Here is a 22,347-nt window from a genome sequence, read left to right as displayed (position 1 = left end):
ATGAAGAATTTGAAGGAACTTACTGCTGATGTTTGTGTAATTGCAAAACAGGTAGGTGTTTTTTTGAGAGAAGAAAGAAAAGTGTTTTCTTCTGACCGGGTTGAACGGAAAGATAGTCACGACTATGTTTCTTATGTTGACAAAACGGCGGAAAAAATGCTTGTGAAAGAATTGGCCGGGCTTTTGCCGAATGCAGGGTTCATTACGGAAGAAAACACGGTTGCTCCGTCCGGAAAAGAGTTGAACTGGATTATTGATCCGTTGGACGGAACAACAAATTACATTCAGGACTGTGCGCCCTATTGTATTAGTCTCGCTTTAAGAAATGGAGAAGATCTCTTGATTGGGGTAGTGTATGAGGTGTGTCGTGACGAGTGTTACTCGGCATGGAAAGGTGGAGGAGCCTATCTTAATGAGAAACAAATCCGGGTTACCTCCAAAACCATTGACGAAGCATTTATAGGATTGGATGTTCCCTATAATGCCGGGGAATATAAGCCGATAATTCATCGACTGATGGATGCGCTTTATGGTAGAGTTTCCAGTATTCGTATTAACGGGTCTGCCGCTATGGGTCTGTGTTATGTTGCGGCCGGAAGATACGACGGTTGGATGGAGGCACATATTAAAGTGTGGGACTATTCGGCAGGAGTTCTACTTGTAAGAGAGGCCGGAGGACGAATTACGGACTATAACGGAAATGAGAATATCCTGAATACGCATCATATAATTGCATCGAATAAACTAATTCACGACGATTTGCAGAAGGCCCTCCCTTCTCCCTACCAGTCTGAATAATCATTTGTTAGAACATGGAAAATACTAAACTGAAAAAATCAATATTCAAAGCTCCGGGAGGCAAGAGCTATTTGTTACCGTTTATACTTGTGACCAGTCTTTTCCTGATGTGGGGATTAGCGCATGGATTGCTGGATGTGTTGAACAAACATTTTCAGGAAGCGTTTACGATGACTAAGGCACAATCCGGATTAGTGCAATTCTCAACATACATCGCTTACGGCGTATTCGGAATCCCTGCGGGATTGTTTATGAGACGTTATGGGTATAAAAAAGGAATACTGCTTGGCTTGTCTATCTATGCTGTAGGTGCGTTCGGATTTATCCCGGCGGCATTCATGGGATCGGCAGATCCGTTTCTTATTGCTTTGTTTGTGGTGGCTTGCGGATTATGTATATTGGAAACGGCAGCCAACCCGTATGCTACCGTGCTGGGACCGAAAGAAAGCGCAGCGCAGCGGCTTAATCTTTCCCAATCATTTAACGGTTTAGGTTGGATATTGGGGCCGTATATTGGCGGGCAATTAATTCTGGGTGCTTCCGCAAATGATACGATGGCGTTAACGAAACCTTATATACTAACAGGATTATGCGTTGTTGTTATCGCGGTTTTTATATTTTTCACCAAGCTCCCTGATATTGTTGAGGAAGATGAGGTAAAAGAAACCGCCGATACGAAACTGAAGCCGATGTGGCAACATAAGCATTTTGTTCTTGCCGTTATTGCGCAATTTCTTTATTGCGCTGCTCAAACCGGCATATTCAGTTTCTTTATTAACTATGTAACCGAACACGATACAACAACAACGCCGGTGCAGGCTGCTCAATACCTGGCCTTTGGCGGAATGCTCCTGTTTATGATCGGGCGACTGTCGGGAAGTGTTATTATGGCGAAGTTCAAACCAAACAAAATACTTGCATTTTATGCTTTCATGTGCTGTGTAACCATGATTTTGGTGATACTTCCTTTAGGCTATGTTTCTCTTTACGCTTTGTATGTAACGTTTTTCTTCATGTCGATTATGTTTCCTACTATTTTCGCTCTGGGACTTGCCGATATGGGTTCGTACACAAAAAAAGCCTCTTCTTATATTATAGTAGGTGTGTCAGGAGGTGCGTTTGCGCCGATGTTAATGGGCTATTTAGGTGAAGAAAATATGGCGGTAGGATTTATAATTCCTTTGGTTTGTTTTGCTTATATCTTATTCTTTGGTTTGAAAGGATTTAAAATGAGATGATTGCAGACTGTACCTGTTCTGATAAAAAAGAGAGATAAAGAGTTGCAGTCTCGGAAGAAAGGCGTAAATTTGTCCGGTTAATAAAAACACAGCAGTTGAGATGATCGATAGGATAAAGACTCTGCTTAAGGAAGTAGATGAATTAAAGGCAAATAATGCGGAAGAGCTGGAAGCCCTGCGTATTAAATATTTGAGTAAGAAAGGTGAAATTTCCGCATTGATGAATGATTTTCGTAATGTGGCTGCCGAACAAAAGCGTGAGGTAGGTCAGTTCTTAAATGAATTGAAAGAAGCCGCACAAGAGAAAATCAATACATTAAAAGAAGAATTTTCAAACACAGGAAATGTTGATACGGATATCGATCTTTCCCGTACCTCTTATCCTATAGCCTTAGGAACGCGTCATCCTATTTCTATCGTTAAAAAAGAGATATGTGATATTTTCGCTCGTCTTGGCTTTAGCATAGCTGAAGGACCGGAGATTGAAGATGACTGGCATGTGTTTTCTTCATTGAACTTTGCGGAAGATCATCCAGCCCGTGATATGCAGGACACGTTCTTTATTCAGCACAATCCGGATGTATTACTTCGCACGCATACTTCTTCTGTACAGACAAGAGTAATGGAAAAGCAGGAGCCTCCGATCAGGATTATCTGCCCGGGACGTGTTTATCGTAACGAAGCGATCTCCTATCGCGCGCACTGTTTCTTTCATCAGGTAGAAGCACTTTATGTAGATAAAGATGTGTCGTTTGCTGATTTGAAACAAGCGTTATTATTTTTTGCTAAAGAGCTATTCGGACAAGATACAAAAATACGTTTGCGCCCTTCTTATTTCCCTTTTACAGAGCCTTCGGCCGAAATGGATATTTCATGTAACCTTTGTGGAGGAAAAGGATGTCCGTTCTGTAAACACACCGGTTGGGTGGAAATATTAGGTTGCGGTATGGTTGATCCGAATGTACTTGAAAACTGTGGAATCAACAGTAAAATATATACCGGCTACGCTTTAGGTATGGGTGTAGAGCGGATTACGAATCTTAAATACCAAGTGAAAGACTTACGTATGTTCTCAGAAAACGACGTTCGTTTCCTGAGACAATTTGAGTCGGCCAATTAAATTGAAAACCTATAATCATTACCATCCCCGGGCTTTTTAACCAGCCCGGGGAAAACACAGGGAGTTGTTATGGTAAAGGTATTATTATTGATTGCGGGAGGTGCTTTAGGTACTGTTTTCAGGTATCAACTATCAAACTGGATACAACATACTGTTTTATCTGCCTTTCCTTATGGGATTCTTGCAGTTAACATAGCCGGTTCCTTTGTAATAGGCTTTTGCTGGAGCCTTTCCGACGCATTCGGTTTCTCTTCTAATTTTAAACTTTTCCTGTTTACAGGATTACTTGGTGGCTTTACAACCTTCTCTTCCTTTACCCTGGATGCCATGCTCTTATTAAAGGCCGGTGAGTATAAGATTGCTCTCTCCTACATATTAGCCAGCAATATATTAGGTCTGTCAGCTGTTTTTTTAGGATATTTGTTGGGAAAATATGCTTCGGCGTTAATCAAGTGAGGAAATGCTAAAGAAAGAACGATATAAATATATTCTGGATTGGTTTGAAAAAAATGTTCCTGTTGCTGAGACTGAACTGCATTATAAAGATCCATATCAACTTTTAGTTGCGGTTATTCTTTCGGCGCAATGCACAGATAAGCGTGTGAATATGACGACTCCCGCCCTGTTTGAGCAATATCCGACCGCGGAGTTGTTGGCTAAAGCTACGCCGGAAGAGGTTTTTGGGTATATAAAAAGCATATCGTATCCAAACAATAAGTCCAAGCATTTAGTTGGTATGGCACAAACGCTAATGGATGAGTTTAGTGGTGTTGTACCTTCATCTGTTGAAGATTTGCAGAAACTACCCGGTGTAGGACGAAAAACAGCCAATGTGATTGCTTCTGTTGTCTTTAATAAGCCGACCATGGCAGTAGATACACATGTATTCCGGGTATCTGCCCGATTAGGCTTTACTCCGAATAGTAAAACTCCTTTGGAAACAGAAAAAGAATTAGTGAAACATATCCCCGAAAAGATAATTCCTAAGGCACATCACTGGTTAATATTACATGGGCGATACATTTGTTTGGCACGCAAACCTAAATGTTTAGAATGCGGATTACAGCCTTGGTGTGCCTATTTTCAACGTCAACGATGAGGGCTTATCGAAATGAAATTGCAGGAGCTCTAATTATTTCTTTAGCAATAATCGGAACGATTGTATTTTTCCTATTGCATCTCAAAGAGAAAAAAGCGGAAGGAAGTCTGGATCTATATAGTTTAATTCTGCCTGATGTTGACTATGTTTTATCCATTAATAAACCGATCCAATTTTCGAAAGTACTTGAACATCATCCACAGTTAAAGAATTATTTCAAAACACTGATTCCGGAAGAATATTTCAATTTGCTTAGTCAGGTTAAACATTCTTCCATTTTATTGGCCTGTTATCCGCAGGGTGTTGTGATATACTATCATCTATATAATGAGCAAGACGAGGTGTTTGCTTGTTTTCCAAAAGAATCTTTCGTTGCTGTCAAAAACGAAGCAATACATTTCGAGTTCTATCCGAAAGCGCCTAATCAATATTTAGGAAAGTATATATATGAAGGAGTTGGCGTGGCAAGCAGTAGCCGGAAACTGTTGGAACTTGTTGCCGAATGTCACAGAAAGAAAAATAACACGTCCATTTTTTTTCAGAAAGGACTAAAAGACAAGATAGATAACGAAGCGATACTAAACGCAATATTTCAGTACGACTTCGAGCCCGGCTGGCAAACTATCGACCTGTTTTTGCACGAAGAACAGGTGTGTTGTTTATATAACCATACATTTGCTGAAATAACAGACAGCATTGTGGCTTCCACAGCTGATAGCCTTAAGCTGCTGATTGAAGATCAAATACCTGACATTCATGTACAATCCGGAATAAGTATAGCCGATTCGATCGTTTACTATACATTTTGCACTCCTTTGAATCCGGAAGTGTTATCTTCGAAATAAAACAACATCAACTCTTGCCCTGTCGAAAGAAAGCCGATCCGTAGAATTCCATTGAAAAAAATGCAAAATATTTCTGTTAACACCGTGAAAAAATGACATTTATGCACAATTAAACGAGAAAAAGTATCATATCTCTTTGAAAGTTTTTATCTTCGCCATAATATTATTAATACTTGTTTAAATAAATTTATTCTTATGAAGAAGAGAAGTTTTAATCTATTAATGGCTGCTACACTGGCAAGTAGCCTTATGTTTACATCATGTATCGGTTCATTTGGCTTGACAAACAAGCTACTTGATTGGAATAGAGGCGTAGATTCAAAATTTGTAAACGAATTAGTCTTTATCGCGTTTCACATTGTACCCGTTTATCCTATTGCTGTAATGGCGGATATATTGGTTATTAACTCAATTGAATTCTGGAGTGGTAGTAACCCTGTAGCAGATGTCGGCGCTGTGAAAACCATTGAAACAAATGAAGGAACTTACGCTATTGAAACAAAAGCGGATGGTTACAGTATTCAGAAAGAAGGAGAAGAAACTTCTGTAGAATTAGTTTATAACAAAGAAGATAATAGCTGGAATGTAGAAGCTGAAGGCGAAACTCATAAGCTACTCGAGTTTAAAGATAACGACAAAGTAGTTATGTTCCTTTCAGATGGACAAAGCATGGAAGTTGAACTTAGTCAGGCAGGCGTTCTCGCTTTCCAACAAGTTGTTCAGCATGCTTCTTTTTATGCTGCACGTTAATTTAACCAAATAGGAGACTCCTTTACTTTCAAAAGGAGTCTCTGCTTTTTATACTTAATCGCCATTTTAAATACTAAACAAAACATGAAAAACTCAGCAAAAAAATTATTGTTGACAGGACTCTTCGTCACCTGTCTTGTCCAAAACCCTGCTGCCTTAGCAAATGAAGGTATTCAGCCTAAACCTTATTGGCAAGACATACAAACCGTAGAGGTGAATAAAGAAGAGCCACGAACTTCATTTATGAGCTACCCGGATCGTAATTCCGCCTTATCAAAATCGTTTGAAGAGAGTCCTTTTTACATGTCTCTTAACGGAACATGGAAATTCCTTTATGTAGATGGCTACAAGAAATTACCGGCGAACGCAACCGAGGATGGACTCAACATATCCTCATGGGATAATATTGTTGTACCCGGAAACTGGGAGCGTCAAGGTTATGGCGCCGCTGTTTATGTGAATCACGGGTATGAATTTAAGGCACGCAATCCGGAGCCTCCGTTATTACCCGAAGCGAACCCGGTGGGTGTTTACCGTAGAGACATCGAAGTGCCTGCTGAATGGGACGGACGCGATATTTATCTTCAGGTTGGAGGAGCTAAAAACGGACTTTACGTTTACCTGAATGGAAAAGAAATCGGTTACAGTGAAGACTCTAAAAATCCAGCAGACTTTTTGTTGAATCCTTATCTGCGTCCGGGGAAAAACGAATTGGCGCTGAAAATATTCCGTTGGAGTACCGGTTCCTATCTTGAATGCCAGGACATGTGGCGAGTAAGCGGAATAGAAAGAGATGTTATACTGTATTCCCAACCAAAAGTTGCCGTAAAAGATTTCCGTATTGTTTCCACATTGGATGAGCAGTATAAGGATGGTATCTTTAAACTGGGCGTAGATGTGAAAAACCATACAACGGAAACCAAAGAAATTAAAGTAAGCTATGAATTACTTGATAAACAAAAACGAGTAATTGGTCAGCAAGAAGAATCCGTTTGGATAAATGGAGATGCTGTTCAACGGGCTTCATTTGAGCAACTCATTCCTGAAGTAAACAAATGGACTTCTGAAACGCCGAATCTCTACAGCCTGTTAATGACAATCAAAGTAGATAATCAAATCGTTGAAGTAGTACCTTTCCGTGTTGGATTCCGGAAAATAGAAATTAAGGAAATTGATCAGATCAGCGGAAATGGAAAACCTTATACCGTATTTATGGTTAATGGACAAGCCATTAAATTAAAAGGAACAAATATTCACGAGCACGATCCGAAGACAGGGCGTTATGTTTCAGAAGAACTGATGCGTAAAGACTTTCAGCTTATGAAGCAACATAATCTTAACGCTGTTCGTTTGAGCCATTATCCGCAGGCACGTCGTTTTTATGAACTGTGTGATGAGTTCGGTCTTTATGTTTATGATGAAGCGAATATAGAATCTCATGGCATGTATTACAACCTGAGCAAGGGCAACTCTTTAGGAAATAACCCGGAATGGCTGAAACCTCATTTACATCGTGTGACCAATATGTTTGAGCGTAACAAAAACCATGCGTCTGTTACTATTTTTTCTTTAGGGAATGAAGCAGGTAACGGATACAACTTCTACCAGGCGTATTTGTTACTAAAAGACAAGGATAAACAGCTGATGAATCGTCCGGTTTGTTACGAACGAGCTCTTTGGGAATGGAATACAGATATGTATGTACCGCAGTATCCGGGGGCTGAATGGCTTGCTAAAATTGGTGCAGAAGGTAGTGATCGTCCGATTGTGCCTTCAGAGTATTCGCATTCAATGGGCAACTCATCGGGCAACTTATGGGATCAATGGAAAGAAATTTATAAATACCCTAATCTGCAGGGAGGTTTCCTATGGGATTGGGTAGACCAGGCTTTTGAAGAGATCGATGATAAAGGACGTTTGTATTATACATACGGAGGTGACTATGGCGTAAACGAACCAAGTGATGGTAATTTTGCCTGTAATGGTGTAGTCGGACCGGACAGGGTTCCGCATCCGGGACTGACAGAAGTAAAATATTCACATCAGAACTTTGGTTTTGATGCTGTTGATGTAGATCGTGGTATTTTCCGTATTACAAATCGTTTTTATTTTACCCCAAGTAATAAGTATGCCATTTCTTACCGGATTCTCGGAGATGGAAAAGAATTGAAAAACGGCAGACTTCCGCTAAATCTGGCTCCTCAGGCTTCTGAAGAGGTTACGATCCCTGTTGCCGGATTAAAAGCTCAGGCAGGAGTAGAATACTTCGTTAACTTCAGTGTGAAAACAACTGTGGCTGATGCTCTGATTCCTGCCGGACACGAAATCGCCTACGATCAGTTTCAATTATCACTAAAGGGAGAAGAGGTAGCTTATAAAACACGTGGCCCTAAGCTTGTGGCATCTACTGAGGGAGATTTATTGAAAGTGAATTCTTCAAAAGTAAACTTTGTATTTGACAAAAAAACGGGTTTAGTTACCTCTTATAAAGTAGGCGGAACTGAATACTTTGCTGAAGGTTTCGGTATTCAACCGAACTTCTGGCGTGGTCCGAATGATAATGATTACGGAAACGGTATGCCCAAGCGTCTGCAAATCTGGAAACAAAGCAGCAAGAGTTTTAATGTTACCGATGCGAAAGTTGAGGTTGTTGATGACAATGCATTCTTAAGTAGCACGTACTTATTGCCGGCCGGAAACCTGTATATTGTTACTTACAAGATATATCCGAGTGGTGTAGTGCATGTGGCAGCCCGCTTTACCTCAACCGAGATGGATGCAGCTCAAACTGAAGTTTCAGAAGCTACGCGTACGGCAACCTTTACGCCGGGCAATGATGAGGCACGTAAAGCATCATCTAAGTTGAATGTACCTCGTATCGGTGTGCGTTTTCGTATGCCGGTAACTATGAACTCTGTTCAGTATTTAGGACGTGGTCCGGAGGAAAATTACTGGGATAGAAATGCCGGAACAAAAGTTGGCTTATATAAAACCACCGCGGAAGATATGTATGTAGCCTATGTTCGTCCACAGGAAAATGGCCACCGTACTGATACACGCTGGGTTTCATTAACCACGGGAAAAGGCAAAGGGCTGATGATAAAAGCGGACGAAACAATAGGCTTTAATGCCCTGAGAAATACCATTGAAGATTTTGATTCAGAAGAAGCCTTACCCCATTCCCGTCAGTGGAATAACTTTTCACCGGAAGAAATCGCGAATCATGATGAAGCAGCAGCTAAAAACGTGTTGCGACGTATGCATCATATTAACGATATAAACCCACGTGATTTTGTAGAAGTATGTGTGGATTATAAACAACAAGGAGTAGCCGGTTATAATAGCTGGGGAGCTCGTCCTGAACCGGCCTATGCATTACCTGCAAATAAAGAATACAACTGGGGATTCACGTTGATTCCTGTAGATAATGAACATTCAGCCGCAGACAAAGCGAAATATAAATACAATTAGAGCCTGTTTAAATTTTGCTCGTTGTTGTTTTGAGAATTGTTTTCGAGGATATTTTCTTGTTTTGAAGAGGAGCATAGCGGGCTATGTGACGAAATAAAACAAGGGAATAGACCGAAAAGAAACTCAAAACAGGACGAAACAACAACATAATATTATTCTTCGGAAAATTTAAACAGGGACTTAATACTATTAAAACAGGGTGCAAAAACGACAAAAACAGGCTAAAGACTTGTGTATTTTGTAAATAAGGTCTATTTTTGCACTCTGAATTCCGCAGGGGGTAAATAAGCGATACACAAATGCATCCACCCCCGGGACATAACCTGTATTAATTATAAGACAGATGTACGTAATCGTAGAAATTAACGGACAGCAGTTCAAAGCTGAACAAGGAAAGAAATTATTCGTTCACCACATCCAGAATGCGGAAAGCGGAGCTGTTGTTGAGTTTGATCGCGTGTTATTGGTTGACAATGACGGAGCGGTAAAAGTAGGAGCGCCTACAGTTGAAGGAGCAAAAGTAGTATGTGAAGTACTTTCTCCATTAGTGAAGGGTGACAAAGTGTTGATCTTCCACAAAAAGAGAAGAAAAGGACACCGTAAACTGAACGGTCACCGTCAACAGTTTACAGAAGTGAGTATTAAAGAAATTGTTGCTTAACATTTTAAAAGACTTAAAAAGAAATGGCACATAAGAAAGGCGTTGGTAGTTCAAAGAACGGCCGTGAATCGCATAGCAAACGTTTAGGAGTAAAACTTTTTGGTGGAGAAGTAGCAAAAGCAGGTAACATTTTGGTTCGCCAAAGAGGAACTGTTCATCATCCGGGCACAAACGTAGGTATCGGTAAAGACCATACTTTGTTTGCTTTGACTGATGGAGTTGTTGTATTCAGCAAAGGAAAAGAAAACAGATCTTTCGTTTCAGTTAAAGCTGAAGCATAATATAAGATTTACAATGAAAAGGGAGGCTCTTCGATTAATTCGATAGTCTCCCTTTTTTTGTCTGCTACTTATAATAAGCAAAAATGCGATCCATTTGTTCTGAGATTTTCTTTAGGTGGTTTCTGTCTCCTCCGCCTACTTCGGCTGTAACCCATCCTCCGGTGTAGTTTATCTTGCTTACTGCCTTCATTACTACCGGCCAGTTGTTGTCTCCTTCGAGGAGTTCGACGTTAAATCCTTCCCAAAGGCCTTTTTTATTCATGGCTTCGCGACTAAATTCCTTGATGTGAAGTTTTACTATTCTGGAATTTAGTGTTTCAATCCAGTGCTCCGGCCAACCGTAACGCAAGATGTTTCCGATGTCAAAATACCAACCTATCAGCGGGTGATTTATTTCATCAACAAAGCGGCGGGCTTCAACGGGACTTAGTATAAAGTTGCTCCATACATTCTCCAGACCGATATACATACCTGTTTTTTCGACCGCCGGAATGAGTTTTCGAATGGATTCCAAGGCGGTGTTGTAGGCTTGCTCATAGGGAATTGTTTCGTTTACAACGCCCGGAACGACCAATACGGTATCTCCGCCAAGCGCTTTTACTTCCTCCAACGACTTAGCAACCGAATCAATGCATTCCTGTCTTACTTTCGGATCAGGATGGGAAAGGGGTTTAGACCAGTGGTCCTTGTTCACCACGCTGGGCAATTCAATCCCCGTTTTAGCTTTTGCGTCCAACAGCTCTTTTATCGGTATCTCAACGGGCGCATTAAATTCGATTCCGTCAAAACCGAGATCTTTTACCATTTTAAACTTATCGAGAAGCGGGATATCTTCTTTTATCATGCCATACCCCAAGCCTTTTTTAAGTTTCTTCTGATTGATGATCTGCGTCTCTTCTGTTGAGGCTGTAACAAAAGACGGGACGACAGACAATCCGGATAAAACAGCAGCTGATTTTATAAAATTTCTTCGTTCCATATACTTATTTTAATTGAGTTATGCCCGGAATGGCAATTGGAATAGTATGCTTTGTGTCCCATGATACATTCTCAGGAAACAGGGTTTCCAATGAGCAAAGTGCTTGTTCACAAGAGATGGTCTGACCGGTGTAACCGGCCATTCTTCCGGCAAGAGCCACTAAGTTAGAGCGCGTCATCCAGTCGCCGTCATTGATCGGCCTATTGTCTCTGATAGAAGCGAACAGTTCATCGTGTTCCTGTTGATACATGCTCCGGACTTTCGAACGCTGGTACGCGTTTTCGTCCGTAAACTTGGTTTCGTCGGCATATACCCAAGGATTTTTTCCTTTTATTTCGTGCAGTCCGGTACGGCAATCCACAATACATTTACCGTCTTTTCCGGTTAGCTCCACGGCATACGAAGGAGCGGTGTTTGTCTGCTGGCGACAAGAGAAGTAAGCTTTTGCCCCATTTGAATATTCGTAAGTAACCGCAAAGTGATCATAGACATTACCGAATTTAGGATCCACCCTTTTTTGTCTTCCTCCGGTACCGCTGACCCGAATAGGCATGGCGTCGCCCATTCCCCACTGCAACATATCAAGGCTATGTATGGCCTGCTCTATGATGTGATCGCCCGAAAGCCAGTTGTAATACAACCAGTTCCGTAGCTGATACTCAAAGTCCGACCAGCCATTCTGACGATCTTTAGACCAAAGTTCGCCGGTATTGTAAGTTGCCTCGGCCGAAAGGATTTCTCCGATTTGTCCATTTAGAACCCGGCCAAACGTTTCTCTTTTGGGGAGGTGATATCTCCAGCAAAAACCGGAGACTAACGACAGCGATTTTTCTCTTGCCTTTTGAGCCGCCATAATTACCCTACGCAAACCGGGACCATCTACGGCAAACGGTTTCTCACAGAAAATGTGTTTTCCCGCATTTACCGCGGCTTCAAGATGCATTGGGCGAAAAGCGGGAGGAGCTGCCAAAAGAACAACATCAACATCCGAATCAATCAGCTTCTGATAAGCATCCAGACCTACGAATTTCTTATTGTCCGGCACCTGTACCTTCTGCGCCATTTTCCCTTTCAACTTCTTATAAGAAGCGTCCAGCTGATCACCGAAAGCATCAGCCATGGCAGTCAGCACAACATTGGGATCGGCATTCAGCGCCTCTTCTGCCGCGCCCGTGCCACGTCCGCCACAACCTATCAACCCAACTTTTAGCGTATTGCTATTGGCCGACCAGGCCGATTCGGATGCTAAAATCGTACTTTTAGGAATAAGCGTGCCAACAGTGGCTACACCTGCCGTTTTAATAAAATTTCTTCTTGAAAACTTCATACTATTTTGATTTAAAGTTAATAACAGCTATTAGTCGTGTTATAGCAAAAAGCGTATTGGTCTTATAATTCAGAGTTGAAATGTGGATAATATTACAGTAGCCTTTTAGAGAACAGAAATATTATCGATATATATAGGTCAACTTATATTGATCTCAAATAAAAACAAAGCAAATACTTATTATTGCTTTAAATGAGATAGTTTACGAATAAAAAATGATATTTTGCGCAAAATACAAATAAAGTCTAACATAGTTGTCTTTTTAATTGTCAGAAAATGAAATTAGTAGCGTTTTTAAAGTTCTGCATATTTTTTTCTGAATTCTATAGGGCTGTAACCTTTGTGTTTCTTAAAAATACGATATACATTCCGCACATCATTAAAACCCATGTGAATGGTTATTTCAAGTAAACTTTTATTGGTTGTAATCAGCATATCGGCAATAGAATCTATTTTGTGGTCTAAAATATACTGATAAATGGAACAGCCCATAATTTTCTTGAATTTTATCTCTAAACTTCTTCTCGAAAGAGGGACGACATGCGTTAAGGTATCGACCGAAAAGTTGCTGGTTATATTCTCGTCGATATAATTAACGACTTGTAAAATATACTCATCGGCAATATTATATTTCTCGGTAGATTGACGTAACTTAATACGAATAGGATCGATCATGATATTAAAAGGGATATTCTCTTTATTCATGATTAATCGATGCAACATTTCTCCTGTTTTATATCCTCCTCTTTCATCATCAGTTATAATAGAAGAGATGGACGGATGGGATAAATTACAGATTAACTCATCATTATCAACCCCAAGAAGAGATAACTCTTTAGGTATATTTATGTTGTTGAATTTACACATTTCAGAAATTTGCAATGCGAAATTATCATCACATGCAAGCAAACCAACAGGTTTTGGCAGGGATAGTAACCACCGGTCTAACTCAATATGACTTCTACTCCATTGAGCGTCATTTAGTTGTTTTGATTCGAAATAAAAATAATCGCCACCCAGTTTTTCTACTTCCCGTCTAAAACCCTCAGCTCTTTGTTTTGACCAGAAAAAATCCTTGTTTCCGTAAAATGCGAAGTTGTGGAACTTGCGCTTTGCAAAGAAACGCGCTGCCATGATGCCGGCACCGATATAATCACCTCCTATTTTGGAAAAGGCGGAAATCTCATTTTTATAACTTTGTGTGAAAACCGGAATATCAGCTTTGATCAAGAAACCAATTTCCTCATATTCCCATTGCGTAATAACGGCATCTATTTGCCAGTCTTTTATTTTTTCAAGAATACCTTTTTCGCCATAAAGCGTTTTATAATAAGCCGGTAAACGATAGAAATCCCAAGGGCCATGATGCTCGGAGTAGCGAATAAGCCCGGTCAGAAAGCGACGACTGAACTCAGTTGAGGAATCAATTAGTATCAGTATTTTTATCATATTATTTTAGGTGTTAAAACTTTATTCATTGCCTGTATTCCTCCTATATCGCTATAAATATAATTCTTTTTATTGTACAAGATAAATGCTGAAATTAAAATGATACGGTCAGCTTCCTAAAACATAACACCAGCATTCCAGAAATTTGTCAGAATCTTTCGTTAATTTTGTTTTGAGCAAAAAAAAACAATAATCGTATGAAAATCCTGGTAATTGAAGATTCGGACTCATTACGTGAAACGATAATCCGTTCATTGGAAAAGGAAAGGTATGTTGTGGAAAGTGCCGCTAACTATCAAGATGGATTGGCGAAGGTGAGTGATTATGATTATGACTGTATCGTGCTTGATATTATGCTTCCCGGAGGGAGTGGGTTGGCACTGTTGCAGGAGCTGAAGAAAATAAGAAAGAGAGATAGTGTTATTATTATATCCGCGAAAGATTCTATTGAAGATCGAATTACCGGCTTGGATTTAGGGGCTGATGATTACCTGACCAAACCGTTTCATTTGGCCGAACTCAATGCCCGGATTAAAAGCGTAATTCGCCGTAAACAGCAGGATGGTGATTTGGATATCTCGTTAGAAAATCTGGTTATCTATCCGGATAGACACACGGTTTATGTAGATGAGCAAGAGCTGGTTTTAAATCGGAAAGAGTTTGATTTACTCTATTATTTCGTGATAAACCCCGGACGGGTGCTCGAAAAGAGTGCGTTGGTTGAATCGGTATGGGGAGATTATATAGATCAGGTGGATAGTTTCGATTTTATATACAGCCAGGTGAAAAACCTGCGAAAAAAAATGAAAGCCGCCGGTGCGATACCCGAAATTAAAGCCGTTTACGGCTTTGGCTATAAATTAGTAACTGAATAAAGGGCGATGAAATTAAGTCATTACACCATTCGGAATCTGTTGTTTCCTTTGTTTCTGATCATTTTGGTATGGTCGTCTGTGTTTTATGTGCTCATTATGCACGAGATAGACGATGAAACAAATGACACGCTGGAGAATTACAAGGAATTGATTATCCGAAAAGCACTGACTGATCCTGATTTTGATTACTCTTATTCCAACGAAATGACCCGCTATAGAATACGGGAAGTAGATCCGGCAACGGCTAAGTTGTCTGAGAATTACTTTTATGATTCCACCACCTACATTGAAACTGAAATGGAAGACGAGCCGGTTCGCATACTCAGGTGTTATTATATGGATGCGGCGGGGAGATGCTATGAGCTTGAGGTGGAAACTTCCACTTTAGAGAAAGAAGACATGGCCGAAACGATCTTCTGGAGTATTGTGGTCTTGTATTTTGTTCTGCTGTGTTGTATTTTAGTGGTTACTCATTATGTGTTTAGGAAAAGTTTCACTCCGCTTTATGGTTTGTTGAATTGGTTGAAAAGGATTCACCCCGGGAAAAATGAAGAGGTATATGAGATGAACACAAAAGTAGATGAATTTGTCTCTTTAAATAAAGCCTTGGTAGAGTCTGTTCACCGAAACAGGGAGATTTACAATCAACAAAAACAGTTTGTGGAAAACGCGGCGCACGAATTGCAGACGCCATTGGCGATTGTAACAAATAAATTAGAGTTGTTAAGTGAGAATCCGGATTGCACGGAAACACAACTGAAAGAAATAGGGGATATATATAATGTAATAAGAGGAGTGATCAAAATGAACAAATCGCTGCTCTTGTTGTCGCGAATTGAAAACAGACAGTATCCCGAAACTACCCAAGTAAACATGAATGAGCTTCTGCACCACCTGTTGGAATCGTTTACTGCTGTTTATGAAAAGAGAGCCCTACAAATTCAGCTAGAAGAAAAAGAGACACTTTTATGTAAAATGAATGAATCATTAGCGAGGGTGTTAATCGCTAATTTGCTGAAAAACGCTTTTGTACATAATTATGAGGAAGGGGTTATTGCTATCCGGATTTCCCGTAACCGGTTTACGATTTCAAACACAAGCAACAACGCCGTACTAAACAAAGCGAAGTTGTATAGCCGTTTTAATAAAGAGGGAACCGCGTCAGACTCGACCGGTTTAGGTTTGGCAGTCGTTAAATCGATCTCCTCATTGTATGAAATCGAAATCGCCTATGACTTTAAGGACAAAATGCATAGTTTTTGTCTGACGTTTAAAAATTGAGCGTCTAAAAAAAACGAAAACAAGTAAGACTTTCCACTCTAAAAATCACTCCGATTTCCGGGGTGTTTTTTTATAATACTATATAAGAAAAAAGATATCCTTTATTTTTCAAAAGATATCCTTTATTTTTCGAAAAATAACCTTTATGTTTTTTGGTTTTGTAAATGCAAGATTATCAGCTATATACATTTGGTGAAAAAAACGTGTGTTTACAGCTGATTTTGAACTCACTTTTTGGAAAAGTTCCTAATTTTTTCCAAAATCGTGTGTTTTATTTGCAGTATAAACTTATAAATACTTGGATATGCGTAAATGGATATTTTTTTTGTTAGGAATGGTTTTATTCGTGAATGTAACATCTGCTGATAATAAGGTGTATACAACAGACCTGAACAGCTTGCCTGAAAACAGCAGACAGTTTTTAACAGCTCATTTCAATGGGATCAAAGTTTCGCACATCAGTGTGGAAAAAAACTGGTATGGCATAAAAGATTATGATGTTATTCTGACCGACGGAACTGAAGTGGAATTTCGTAAGAATGGGGAATGGAAAGAAGTGAGCCGTAGGAATATTGCTGTGCCCACCGCTATCATTATTACGCCTATTGCAGAATATGTGAAAGCAAACTTCTCAGAGAATTATATTGTTTCTATAGAATATGATAATAAGAAGTATGAGGTGAAATTGAACAATGGGATGGAGTTGGATTTCGACCGGAATGGGCGTTTGCAAAAAGTTGATTATTAATATTATTAGTTCATTAAATAAAAAGAGAAGTTATGATGAAAGTAAAATTGTTTATGTTATTATTCGCATTTAGTGCGGTTGCGTTTGTTGGTTGTGACGACGATGATGATGATTTTCTGCCCGAAACGTCTGTTGTTAGTGCATTTACATCTAAGTATCCCAAGGCTGAAAAAGTATCCTGGGGGAATAAAACAGATTACAAAGTTGCGGAATTTATACTCGACAACCACGAAATGGAAGCCTGGTTTGACACTCAGGGTAATTGGTTTATGACTGAAACCGACATTCGTTTCGAAGAATTGCCTTTGGCCGTACAGGAAAAACATGTTTTGGGAGTATACGCCAATTGGAAAGTAGACGATGTAGATAGGATTGAACGCTACAATACCGAAACTATTTATGTGGTAGAGGTAGAAAAAGACAAACAGGAGGTGGAGTTGATCTATGCGGCAGACGGAACGCTGATAAAAGTAATAACCGACGACACAGGCAAACCGCATCAGCCGTTAGTAATCACGAAGGCGATAACCGACTTTATATCGGATAAATATCCCGGAGCAAAAATTCTTGAATATGATTCGGAAAAAAACCGAATAGAGGTGGATATACTACACAATGCAATCTACAAAGATGTTTTGTTTTCGCTTGAAGGAGAATGGATCCGCACAGAGTGGGATGTTTATAAAAGAGATGTGCCAGCGGTTGTTTTGCAAACGATCGAGCAAAAATACAGTGGTTATAAGATTGATGATATCGAATTTCACGAAACCCCGGCAGGCTCACGTTATGCTTTTGAATTAGAAAAAGGAGACATGGAAATTAACGTTTATCTTACTCCTGAAGGCGTAGAGATAAACTGATACGAAAAATCGATTCATTATTTAAAACGAGAATTCTCCCAGGTGAACAACTTGGGAGTTTCTTTTATATAAGGGGTAACTTTTCCGCGCTCTTCGCTACTTAAATATAAAGGAGTTGTATAGGTGGCTGTCAATGTCAGGTTATCAGGGTTTAGATTGTATTTAATCAACTCCATGTCTAAGCGGGATATGGCGTCTTTGTAGGCGTCAGCGGATTTGTCTGCATCTTCCTTAACGAACCAATCTCCTTTTACGGGCGTGAATAAATCATCAGAACTGAGCGGATGCCATTCTGTTGTGAAAAAGCCAATTCTACTATCTGCCACAGGTGCGTTGATAGTAGTTATCATACAAATAATGTTTGTGTTGTTGATTAACGGAAGGAGTTTGATTTCTACCGTGCTGCGTTCTGTAGATTGAAGCAACAGATAATTTCCTGTCAGATTCAGAAGCGAGGAAGTGCCGTTCATCGTGTTTTGTAAAGTTGCCGGCTTTCCTGTGTTGTATAGGTCTATCAGGTCTTTCCGCCAGGCACTTTCCAGGTGCGGAACATATTCGTCCGGCATATTTGCAAATAAGGTAGCCATGTCCTGTGCCTTGACCACGGGACAGATTATCAGAAGGATGAGAATGAATTTAACTATATTGCGCTTCATTTGTAAACTGTTGTTTTTATCATTTTGATTACAAATATAGGAAAGACACAGAAACGATCCCTTTTTTATCCATTAATAAACCTTTATCATTAATTTGGCTAAAAAAGAATGATTGATTTTTTATCTTAGAAAAATAGCTCTCAAGGCTTTTGTTGAAGTTTTTCATATTAAAAACAATTTTATGTATGTGAAGAGAATTTGAAATTCGTTTACTTGTGAGTGTTTGTTGGTAGTGGAAAGTTCAACTTATTTAAATAAAAAAAGGGTATGCCACTTTTGACATACCCTCTTAATTTGTTGTATCATTTATTTGTTTATGAATTTCAATGATCTGTTGTTGAATCTAACGATGTAGATGCCTTTTCTAAGAGAATTAGTTTGTATTCTGTTTTCTCCTTCAATTACATTATAAATGATTGCTATATTACCTGAAATATCATATATAGCAGCTAATCCCTTGACAGGCGTATTAATAATGATTGTTTCCGAAACAGGTTCAACATAAATTGAAAATCCATTATTAGCGACATTTTCTATACTTGTACTTCTATCTGATATGGTAATCCGGCAGCTTGCAGTATATCCTCCATCTTCAGTAGTAACAGAAATCGTTGCCTCTCCATAAGAAATGGCAGTAACCAGCCCATTAGCATCAACTGTTGCAATAGCAGTGTTATCGCTCGCCCAAGTTACAGTCTTATCATATGCATCAATAGGATTCACAGTTGCATTAAGTTGAAGTGTTTCAGCTATTGCCAAAGTTTTGCTTGTTTCATCTAAAGTAACTCCCGTTACATATATTGAAGGGTCTTCGATAGTTACCGCAAACGTTTTAGTCGTAACCTGACCGTTGGAATTGAATTTAACCTCTACGTCTGCGCTTCCGTATTGTCCGGTAATCGGTGTAAACACAATCGTATCGTTTATGATAATATATGTAAATAAACTCTCATCCGAAACGGAAATAATAGACTTGATAATAGCCGCATTGCGATTATCACTATCGCTTACCTTATCGCTTAAAGCAATCTTAGTTTCGCCCTTAATCGTAATATCTGTCAGTGATTCGGAAACAACAGGAGCATGTACGTCGGGAAATACCGTCATAGCCGGGAACCAATAGTAATCGTTTAGTTCATAGATGTTTTTTACGGCTGCTGTTTGTCCATCAATGATATGTACTCTGTTTTTTTGGTAATTTGCTCCATATCCGGTGCTGGTTGTTGTAATAATTACTTCATCCGTAGCCGGGTTTACGTTCAACCCTGAGCCATAAAAGGCTTCTTTTCCGTCATAGCCGCTTAGTTCATAGAATGGAGTACCTAAAAAGTCGGCTGCTTCCACATCATCGTTGTCAATATCATATTTGAAGACTTTTGTTCCGAAGAAGGTCATGGTCGAGCCGTTCATCTTCGCCCAATAGATTGTGTTTGTTTCTTCACTTGCTGCCATCACTCCTGAAGTCCATGCGCCCCATGTGCTTGGGATCTGGGCTGCTGTAGGGATATTTATCTTTTTTTCAATTTCAAAAGTATATGGATTTATTTTCCATAAACCATCTTTATAGGCAGAAGCCCACAAAGACCCGTCTTTACTTTGCACAATACTTCCGATATTTTTACACTCTATCGTCTCTTTAACGGTATGTGTCTTAGCATCAATGACAAGAATTCCTTTACTTTGTTTACAGGCAAAAACATAGTCTCCGACACGAAGCATGGTTCCGATTTGTCCTGCATATAGACTGCCTCCACCCGTTTCAGCGATTAAATTCCCGATTGTCAGGTCGTCAATATTGAATAGCGCTATTCCGCCACTTCCTCCAATATAGCCTGTATGTTCATCAACGCCAAGGAATGAACGTCCGTCTCCGATTGCACCTAATATATCAAATCCGGCTTTTTTCTTTAATGTCTTAGCATCGGCAACCACTAAACGCCCTCCCGGAGTGTATTGTGTATCTCCACCATCAGCTTCTTGCTTGGAAACGAAATAAAAGTTATCGCCATAAATAGTCCCGAACTGGGTGGTACAGCCGAAACCCTGTTTAGGATTCTCTCTTGTATAAGCACGATATACCCATTCTCCGTTTTCTTTCAGGAAGTTAACTGAACCGTTGGTATGGCCAAACCAATCTTCATTGACAAAGAATGTCCCTTTAGTATAATCCACTACCTCCCAAACATATTCCGATACTGGGTTGAAGTCTGTTCCTAATGTCACTTCTCCGAAGTTAGTATCGAAGTTCCAAGCATTCCATGAACCACCGGTCAGTTCTTTACTCAATATTGATTCGGATGATGGAGTAAAGTAATTACCATCTTCTTCCATGATCAGATAATTCCAGATGCCGTTTGTGGTTACTCCCGACTGCCAATGATCGTCTTGATCCCTTACTGCATACTTATCGTAATCGGTAGTTATTGCAGAAATCAATCCTTCGACAGGATATTGCGGATAAGTAGTTTGGTCGTTATAGATAACAGCCGTAGTATTTATGCCGTTCAGGTCGAAACCGAAACCACCGATTACTACCGGGTTACTTTCGTTCAATAGGATGAAGAAACGTTCGTCTTCACGGGCAATGTCTTTGAGCATATCTATTACTTTCTTATCACCACTCCAACGGTATCCCCAAGTAAGGGCGTCTTTTTCTTTTCCGTCGTTCCATTTGATGGTTACGCCAGCTTGTTTATCTCCTACACCCACCCAAAACACAATGTCTTCAAATGAAAATGGTTTTACGTCAATTACAACGTTACATTCTGTATAACAATCGTCACTGATTTTAGCGGTTATCGTTGCAGAGCCAGTACTGATTGCTGTAATTTTTCCGTTTGCATTGACAGTAGCAATGGCATCGTTGCTGCTTGTCCAAGTAATACTTTGTCCTTGATATGATTTTTGATAGATAGTAGGTGTTAATTGCAAATCGTCGCTTACATACATAGTCGCCGTATTATTGTCCAAAATCATGGGCAAAGCAGCTATCATTGGTTCGCGTGGATTTACACCTTCCCAACTATCCCAACCATCCTGAAATCCCCAGGCATCCCAACTACCATTGGATAATACTCTTAAGGTGGCTCCTAAGCCTGAATAACTGAATTCGTCCGAAATATCATCTTTGACAAGATAAGACCAGTAACCTTCGTACCATGCCGAGCGCCATTTTGAACCTGTAGTTGTTGGTTTCCAATAGTCATAGTCATAAGCGGCATATCCATAGTTGGTGTAGTTGAACGGGTGGTCTATTATTCCGCTATTTAAGCCTTCTTGTAAAGCTGTGTTTATTTGGGTGAGAGGATCAGTCGGGCAACTTGTTTGTCCCATGTTCGAATTGGGAGAATCGAACTTGAAGGAGATACGGCTGTCCGTGCTGGCTCCATCCAAATCATATTCGAGCCCTATTGTGCTTCGAGGATAGCCGTATCCTATTCCACAGATTGTATTGCCCAAGTTTGTTAGTTGAGTTAACAGAAGGAAATTTTCGTCTTCTTTGGCAATCTCTGAAATCATATTCAATCCGTTTGCCTCTCCATCCCAACGATATCCCCATACCATTGCATTTCCTCCATCATAGTACCAATCAATTACTAAAGCGGCTTTATTTTCGCCTTCGCCCACCCAAAAACGGATGTCGTCAAATGTAAAATCTTCCGCACTTCTTAGTAAAGAAGATTTGCTGTTGTTCATTTGTGACTCAGAGCGTGGAACACCTTGTGCTACAATCGCATTACTTTGAGTGGATGCAGGACTTTGTGTCCTTGTTTTACTTTGTCCGACGGTTATGTCAGGACGAGGAATTCCTTGCGTCCTAAAATCGTTTTGTTGGGCAAGTACGGTTCCGAAGTATAGGAACCACAATAAAAGAAATGATAAACACTTTTTCATTTGTTTTTGTATTTA

19 protein-coding genes are annotated in these 22,347 nt (G+C 39.9%); 14 read left to right on the top strand and 5 right to left on the bottom strand.

Translation table 11 applies throughout. From position 1 onward, the window contains the following. The 10 genes from B9Y81_RS01170 to rpmA all read left to right on the top strand — a co-directional run bounded on the left by B9Y81_RS01170 (position 1) and on the right by rpmA (position 10,263). A complete protein-coding gene (locus B9Y81_RS01170; RefSeq protein ID WP_085535172.1) occupies positions 1–798 on the top strand; it encodes an inositol monophosphatase family protein in 798 nt (265 codons plus the stop codon). A gap of 14 nt (positions 799–812) precedes the next feature. After that, positions 813–2,036 carry a sugar MFS transporter gene (locus B9Y81_RS01165; protein WP_085535171.1) on the top strand — a complete coding sequence of 408 codons (1,224 nt, stop codon included), beginning with the start codon at positions 813–815 and terminating at the stop codon, positions 2,034–2,036. A 100-nt stretch (positions 2,037–2,136) separates the two neighbouring features. Beyond that, on the top strand, positions 2,137–3,156 hold the full coding sequence (pheS, locus tag B9Y81_RS01160) for a phenylalanine--tRNA ligase subunit alpha (protein WP_085535170.1): 1,020 nt from the start codon (positions 2,137–2,139) through the stop codon (positions 3,154–3,156). Positions 3,157–3,225: 69 nt separating this feature from the next. Beyond that, positions 3,226–3,612 carry a fluoride efflux transporter CrcB gene (gene crcB, locus B9Y81_RS01155; RefSeq protein ID WP_085535169.1) on the top strand — a complete coding sequence of 129 codons (387 nt, stop codon included), beginning with the start codon at positions 3,226–3,228 and terminating at the stop codon, positions 3,610–3,612. 4 nt (positions 3,613–3,616) lie between these two features. Continuing rightward, on the top strand, positions 3,617–4,255 hold the full coding sequence (gene nth, locus B9Y81_RS01150) for an endonuclease III (protein ID WP_085535168.1): 639 nt from the start codon (positions 3,617–3,619) through the stop codon (positions 4,253–4,255). Beyond that, positions 4,252–5,100 carry a hypothetical protein gene (locus B9Y81_RS01145; RefSeq protein WP_085535167.1) on the top strand — a complete coding sequence of 283 codons (849 nt, stop codon included), beginning with the start codon at positions 4,252–4,254 and terminating at the stop codon, positions 5,098–5,100. The genes nth and B9Y81_RS01145 overlap by 4 nt, the downstream gene beginning before the upstream one ends. Positions 5,101–5,295: 195 nt before the next feature. Then, positions 5,296–5,850, top strand: a complete 555-nt coding sequence (locus tag B9Y81_RS01140) for a DUF3332 domain-containing protein (protein ID WP_085535166.1) — start codon at positions 5,296–5,298, stop codon at positions 5,848–5,850. Between the two features lie 84 nt (positions 5,851–5,934). Continuing rightward, positions 5,935–9,321 (top strand): glycoside hydrolase family 2 TIM barrel-domain containing protein, encoded by a 3,387-nt coding sequence (locus B9Y81_RS01135; protein WP_085535165.1) that lies wholly within the window; start codon positions 5,935–5,937, stop codon positions 9,319–9,321. Between the two features lie 343 nt (positions 9,322–9,664). After that, entirely contained in the window at positions 9,665–9,982 is a 318-nt protein-coding gene (gene rplU / locus B9Y81_RS01130) for a 50S ribosomal protein L21 (RefSeq protein ID WP_085535164.1), read from the top strand. Between the two features lie 23 nt (positions 9,983–10,005). Beyond that, a complete protein-coding gene (gene rpmA, locus B9Y81_RS01125) occupies positions 10,006–10,263 on the top strand; it encodes a 50S ribosomal protein L27 (RefSeq protein ID WP_085535163.1) in 258 nt (85 codons plus the stop codon). Between the two features lie 64 nt (positions 10,264–10,327). On the opposite strand, the gene B9Y81_RS01120 is transcribed toward rpmA, so the two are convergent. The 3 genes from B9Y81_RS01120 to B9Y81_RS01110 form a co-directional block, all read right to left on the bottom strand. After that, positions 10,328–11,242, bottom strand: a complete 915-nt coding sequence (locus B9Y81_RS01120; protein ID WP_085535162.1) for a sugar phosphate isomerase/epimerase family protein — start codon at positions 11,240–11,242, stop codon at positions 10,328–10,330. A 4-nt stretch (positions 11,243–11,246) separates the two neighbouring features. Beyond that, on the bottom strand, positions 11,247–12,569 hold the full coding sequence (locus tag B9Y81_RS01115) for a Gfo/Idh/MocA family protein (RefSeq protein WP_085535161.1): 1,323 nt from the start codon (positions 12,567–12,569) through the stop codon (positions 11,247–11,249). A gap of 294 nt (positions 12,570–12,863) precedes the next feature. Then, positions 12,864–14,018: a XylR family transcriptional regulator gene (locus B9Y81_RS01110; protein WP_085535160.1), complete on the bottom strand. Its 1,155-nt coding sequence runs from the start codon at positions 14,016–14,018 to the stop codon at positions 12,864–12,866. Positions 14,019–14,215: 197 nt separating this feature from the next. On the opposite strand from B9Y81_RS01110, the gene B9Y81_RS01105 reads away from it, so the two are divergent. From B9Y81_RS01105 to B9Y81_RS01090, 4 genes are all read left to right on the top strand, one after another. Beyond that, positions 14,216–14,893: a response regulator transcription factor gene (locus B9Y81_RS01105; protein ID WP_085535159.1), complete on the top strand. Its 678-nt coding sequence runs from the start codon at positions 14,216–14,218 to the stop codon at positions 14,891–14,893. 6 nt (positions 14,894–14,899) lie between these two features. Then, complete coding sequence (locus tag B9Y81_RS01100; RefSeq protein ID WP_085535158.1) at positions 14,900–16,174, top strand: sensor histidine kinase; 1,275 nt, start codon at positions 14,900–14,902, stop codon at positions 16,172–16,174. 304 nt (positions 16,175–16,478) lie between these two features. Further along, positions 16,479–16,922: a PepSY-like domain-containing protein gene (locus B9Y81_RS01095; protein WP_085535157.1), complete on the top strand. Its 444-nt coding sequence runs from the start codon at positions 16,479–16,481 to the stop codon at positions 16,920–16,922. Between the two features lie 32 nt (positions 16,923–16,954). Beyond that, positions 16,955–17,782 (top strand): PepSY-like domain-containing protein, encoded by an 828-nt coding sequence (locus B9Y81_RS01090; RefSeq protein WP_085535156.1) that lies wholly within the window; start codon positions 16,955–16,957, stop codon positions 17,780–17,782. Positions 17,783–17,799: 17 nt separating this feature from the next. Here B9Y81_RS01090 and B9Y81_RS01085 read toward each other — a convergent pair whose 3' ends face one another. Then, positions 17,800–18,438: a DUF3256 family protein gene (locus B9Y81_RS01085; RefSeq protein ID WP_085535155.1), complete on the bottom strand. Its 639-nt coding sequence runs from the start codon at positions 18,436–18,438 to the stop codon at positions 17,800–17,802. A 306-nt stretch (positions 18,439–18,744) separates the two neighbouring features. Further along, on the bottom strand, positions 18,745–22,332 hold the full coding sequence (locus B9Y81_RS01080) for a DUF5074 domain-containing protein (protein ID WP_085535154.1): 3,588 nt from the start codon (positions 22,330–22,332) through the stop codon (positions 18,745–18,747). Positions 22,333–22,347 lie beyond the last annotated feature (15 nt).

This window comes from Massilibacteroides vaginae, assembly GCF_900178525.1.
Taxonomy (GTDB): domain Bacteria; phylum Bacteroidota; class Bacteroidia; order Bacteroidales; family Tannerellaceae; genus Massilibacteroides; species Massilibacteroides vaginae.
The sequence above is the reverse complement of the archived record's forward strand: the minus strand, read 5'-3'. Positions and strand labels throughout refer to the sequence as shown.

What these genes read in the sequence shown, in the direction of transcription:
- B9Y81_RS01170 (WP_085535172.1), top strand. Translation starts at nt 1, where the DNA reads ATGAAGAATTTGAAGGAACTTACTGCTGATGTTTGTGTAATTGCAAAA.
- B9Y81_RS01165 (WP_085535171.1), top strand. Translation starts at nt 813, where the DNA reads ATGGAAAATACTAAACTGAAAAAATCAATATTCAAAGCTCCGGGAGGC.
- pheS (WP_085535170.1), top strand. Translation starts at nt 2,137, where the DNA reads ATGATCGATAGGATAAAGACTCTGCTTAAGGAAGTAGATGAATTAAAG.
- crcB (WP_085535169.1), top strand. Translation starts at nt 3,226, where the DNA reads ATGGTAAAGGTATTATTATTGATTGCGGGAGGTGCTTTAGGTACTGTT.
- nth (WP_085535168.1), top strand. Translation starts at nt 3,617, where the DNA reads ATGCTAAAGAAAGAACGATATAAATATATTCTGGATTGGTTTGAAAAA.
- B9Y81_RS01145 (WP_085535167.1), top strand. Translation starts at nt 4,252, where the DNA reads ATGAGGGCTTATCGAAATGAAATTGCAGGAGCTCTAATTATTTCTTTA.
- B9Y81_RS01140 (WP_085535166.1), top strand. Translation starts at nt 5,296, where the DNA reads ATGAAGAAGAGAAGTTTTAATCTATTAATGGCTGCTACACTGGCAAGT.
- B9Y81_RS01135 (WP_085535165.1), top strand. Translation starts at nt 5,935, where the DNA reads ATGAAAAACTCAGCAAAAAAATTATTGTTGACAGGACTCTTCGTCACC.
- rplU (WP_085535164.1), top strand. Translation starts at nt 9,665, where the DNA reads ATGTACGTAATCGTAGAAATTAACGGACAGCAGTTCAAAGCTGAACAA.
- rpmA (WP_085535163.1), top strand. Translation starts at nt 10,006, where the DNA reads ATGGCACATAAGAAAGGCGTTGGTAGTTCAAAGAACGGCCGTGAATCG.
- B9Y81_RS01120 (WP_085535162.1), bottom strand. Translation starts at nt 11,242, where the DNA reads ATGGAACGAAGAAATTTTATAAAATCAGCTGCTGTTTTATCCGGATTG.
- B9Y81_RS01115 (WP_085535161.1), bottom strand. Translation starts at nt 12,569, where the DNA reads ATGAAGTTTTCAAGAAGAAATTTTATTAAAACGGCAGGTGTAGCCACT.
- B9Y81_RS01110 (WP_085535160.1), bottom strand. Translation starts at nt 14,018, where the DNA reads ATGATAAAAATACTGATACTAATTGATTCCTCAACTGAGTTCAGTCGT.
- B9Y81_RS01105 (WP_085535159.1), top strand. Translation starts at nt 14,216, where the DNA reads ATGAAAATCCTGGTAATTGAAGATTCGGACTCATTACGTGAAACGATA.
- B9Y81_RS01100 (WP_085535158.1), top strand. Translation starts at nt 14,900, where the DNA reads ATGAAATTAAGTCATTACACCATTCGGAATCTGTTGTTTCCTTTGTTT.
- B9Y81_RS01095 (WP_085535157.1), top strand. Translation starts at nt 16,479, where the DNA reads ATGCGTAAATGGATATTTTTTTTGTTAGGAATGGTTTTATTCGTGAAT.
- B9Y81_RS01090 (WP_085535156.1), top strand. Translation starts at nt 16,955, where the DNA reads ATGATGAAAGTAAAATTGTTTATGTTATTATTCGCATTTAGTGCGGTT.
- B9Y81_RS01085 (WP_085535155.1), bottom strand. Translation starts at nt 18,438, where the DNA reads ATGAAGCGCAATATAGTTAAATTCATTCTCATCCTTCTGATAATCTGT.
- B9Y81_RS01080 (WP_085535154.1), bottom strand. Translation starts at nt 22,332, where the DNA reads ATGAAAAAGTGTTTATCATTTCTTTTATTGTGGTTCCTATACTTCGGA.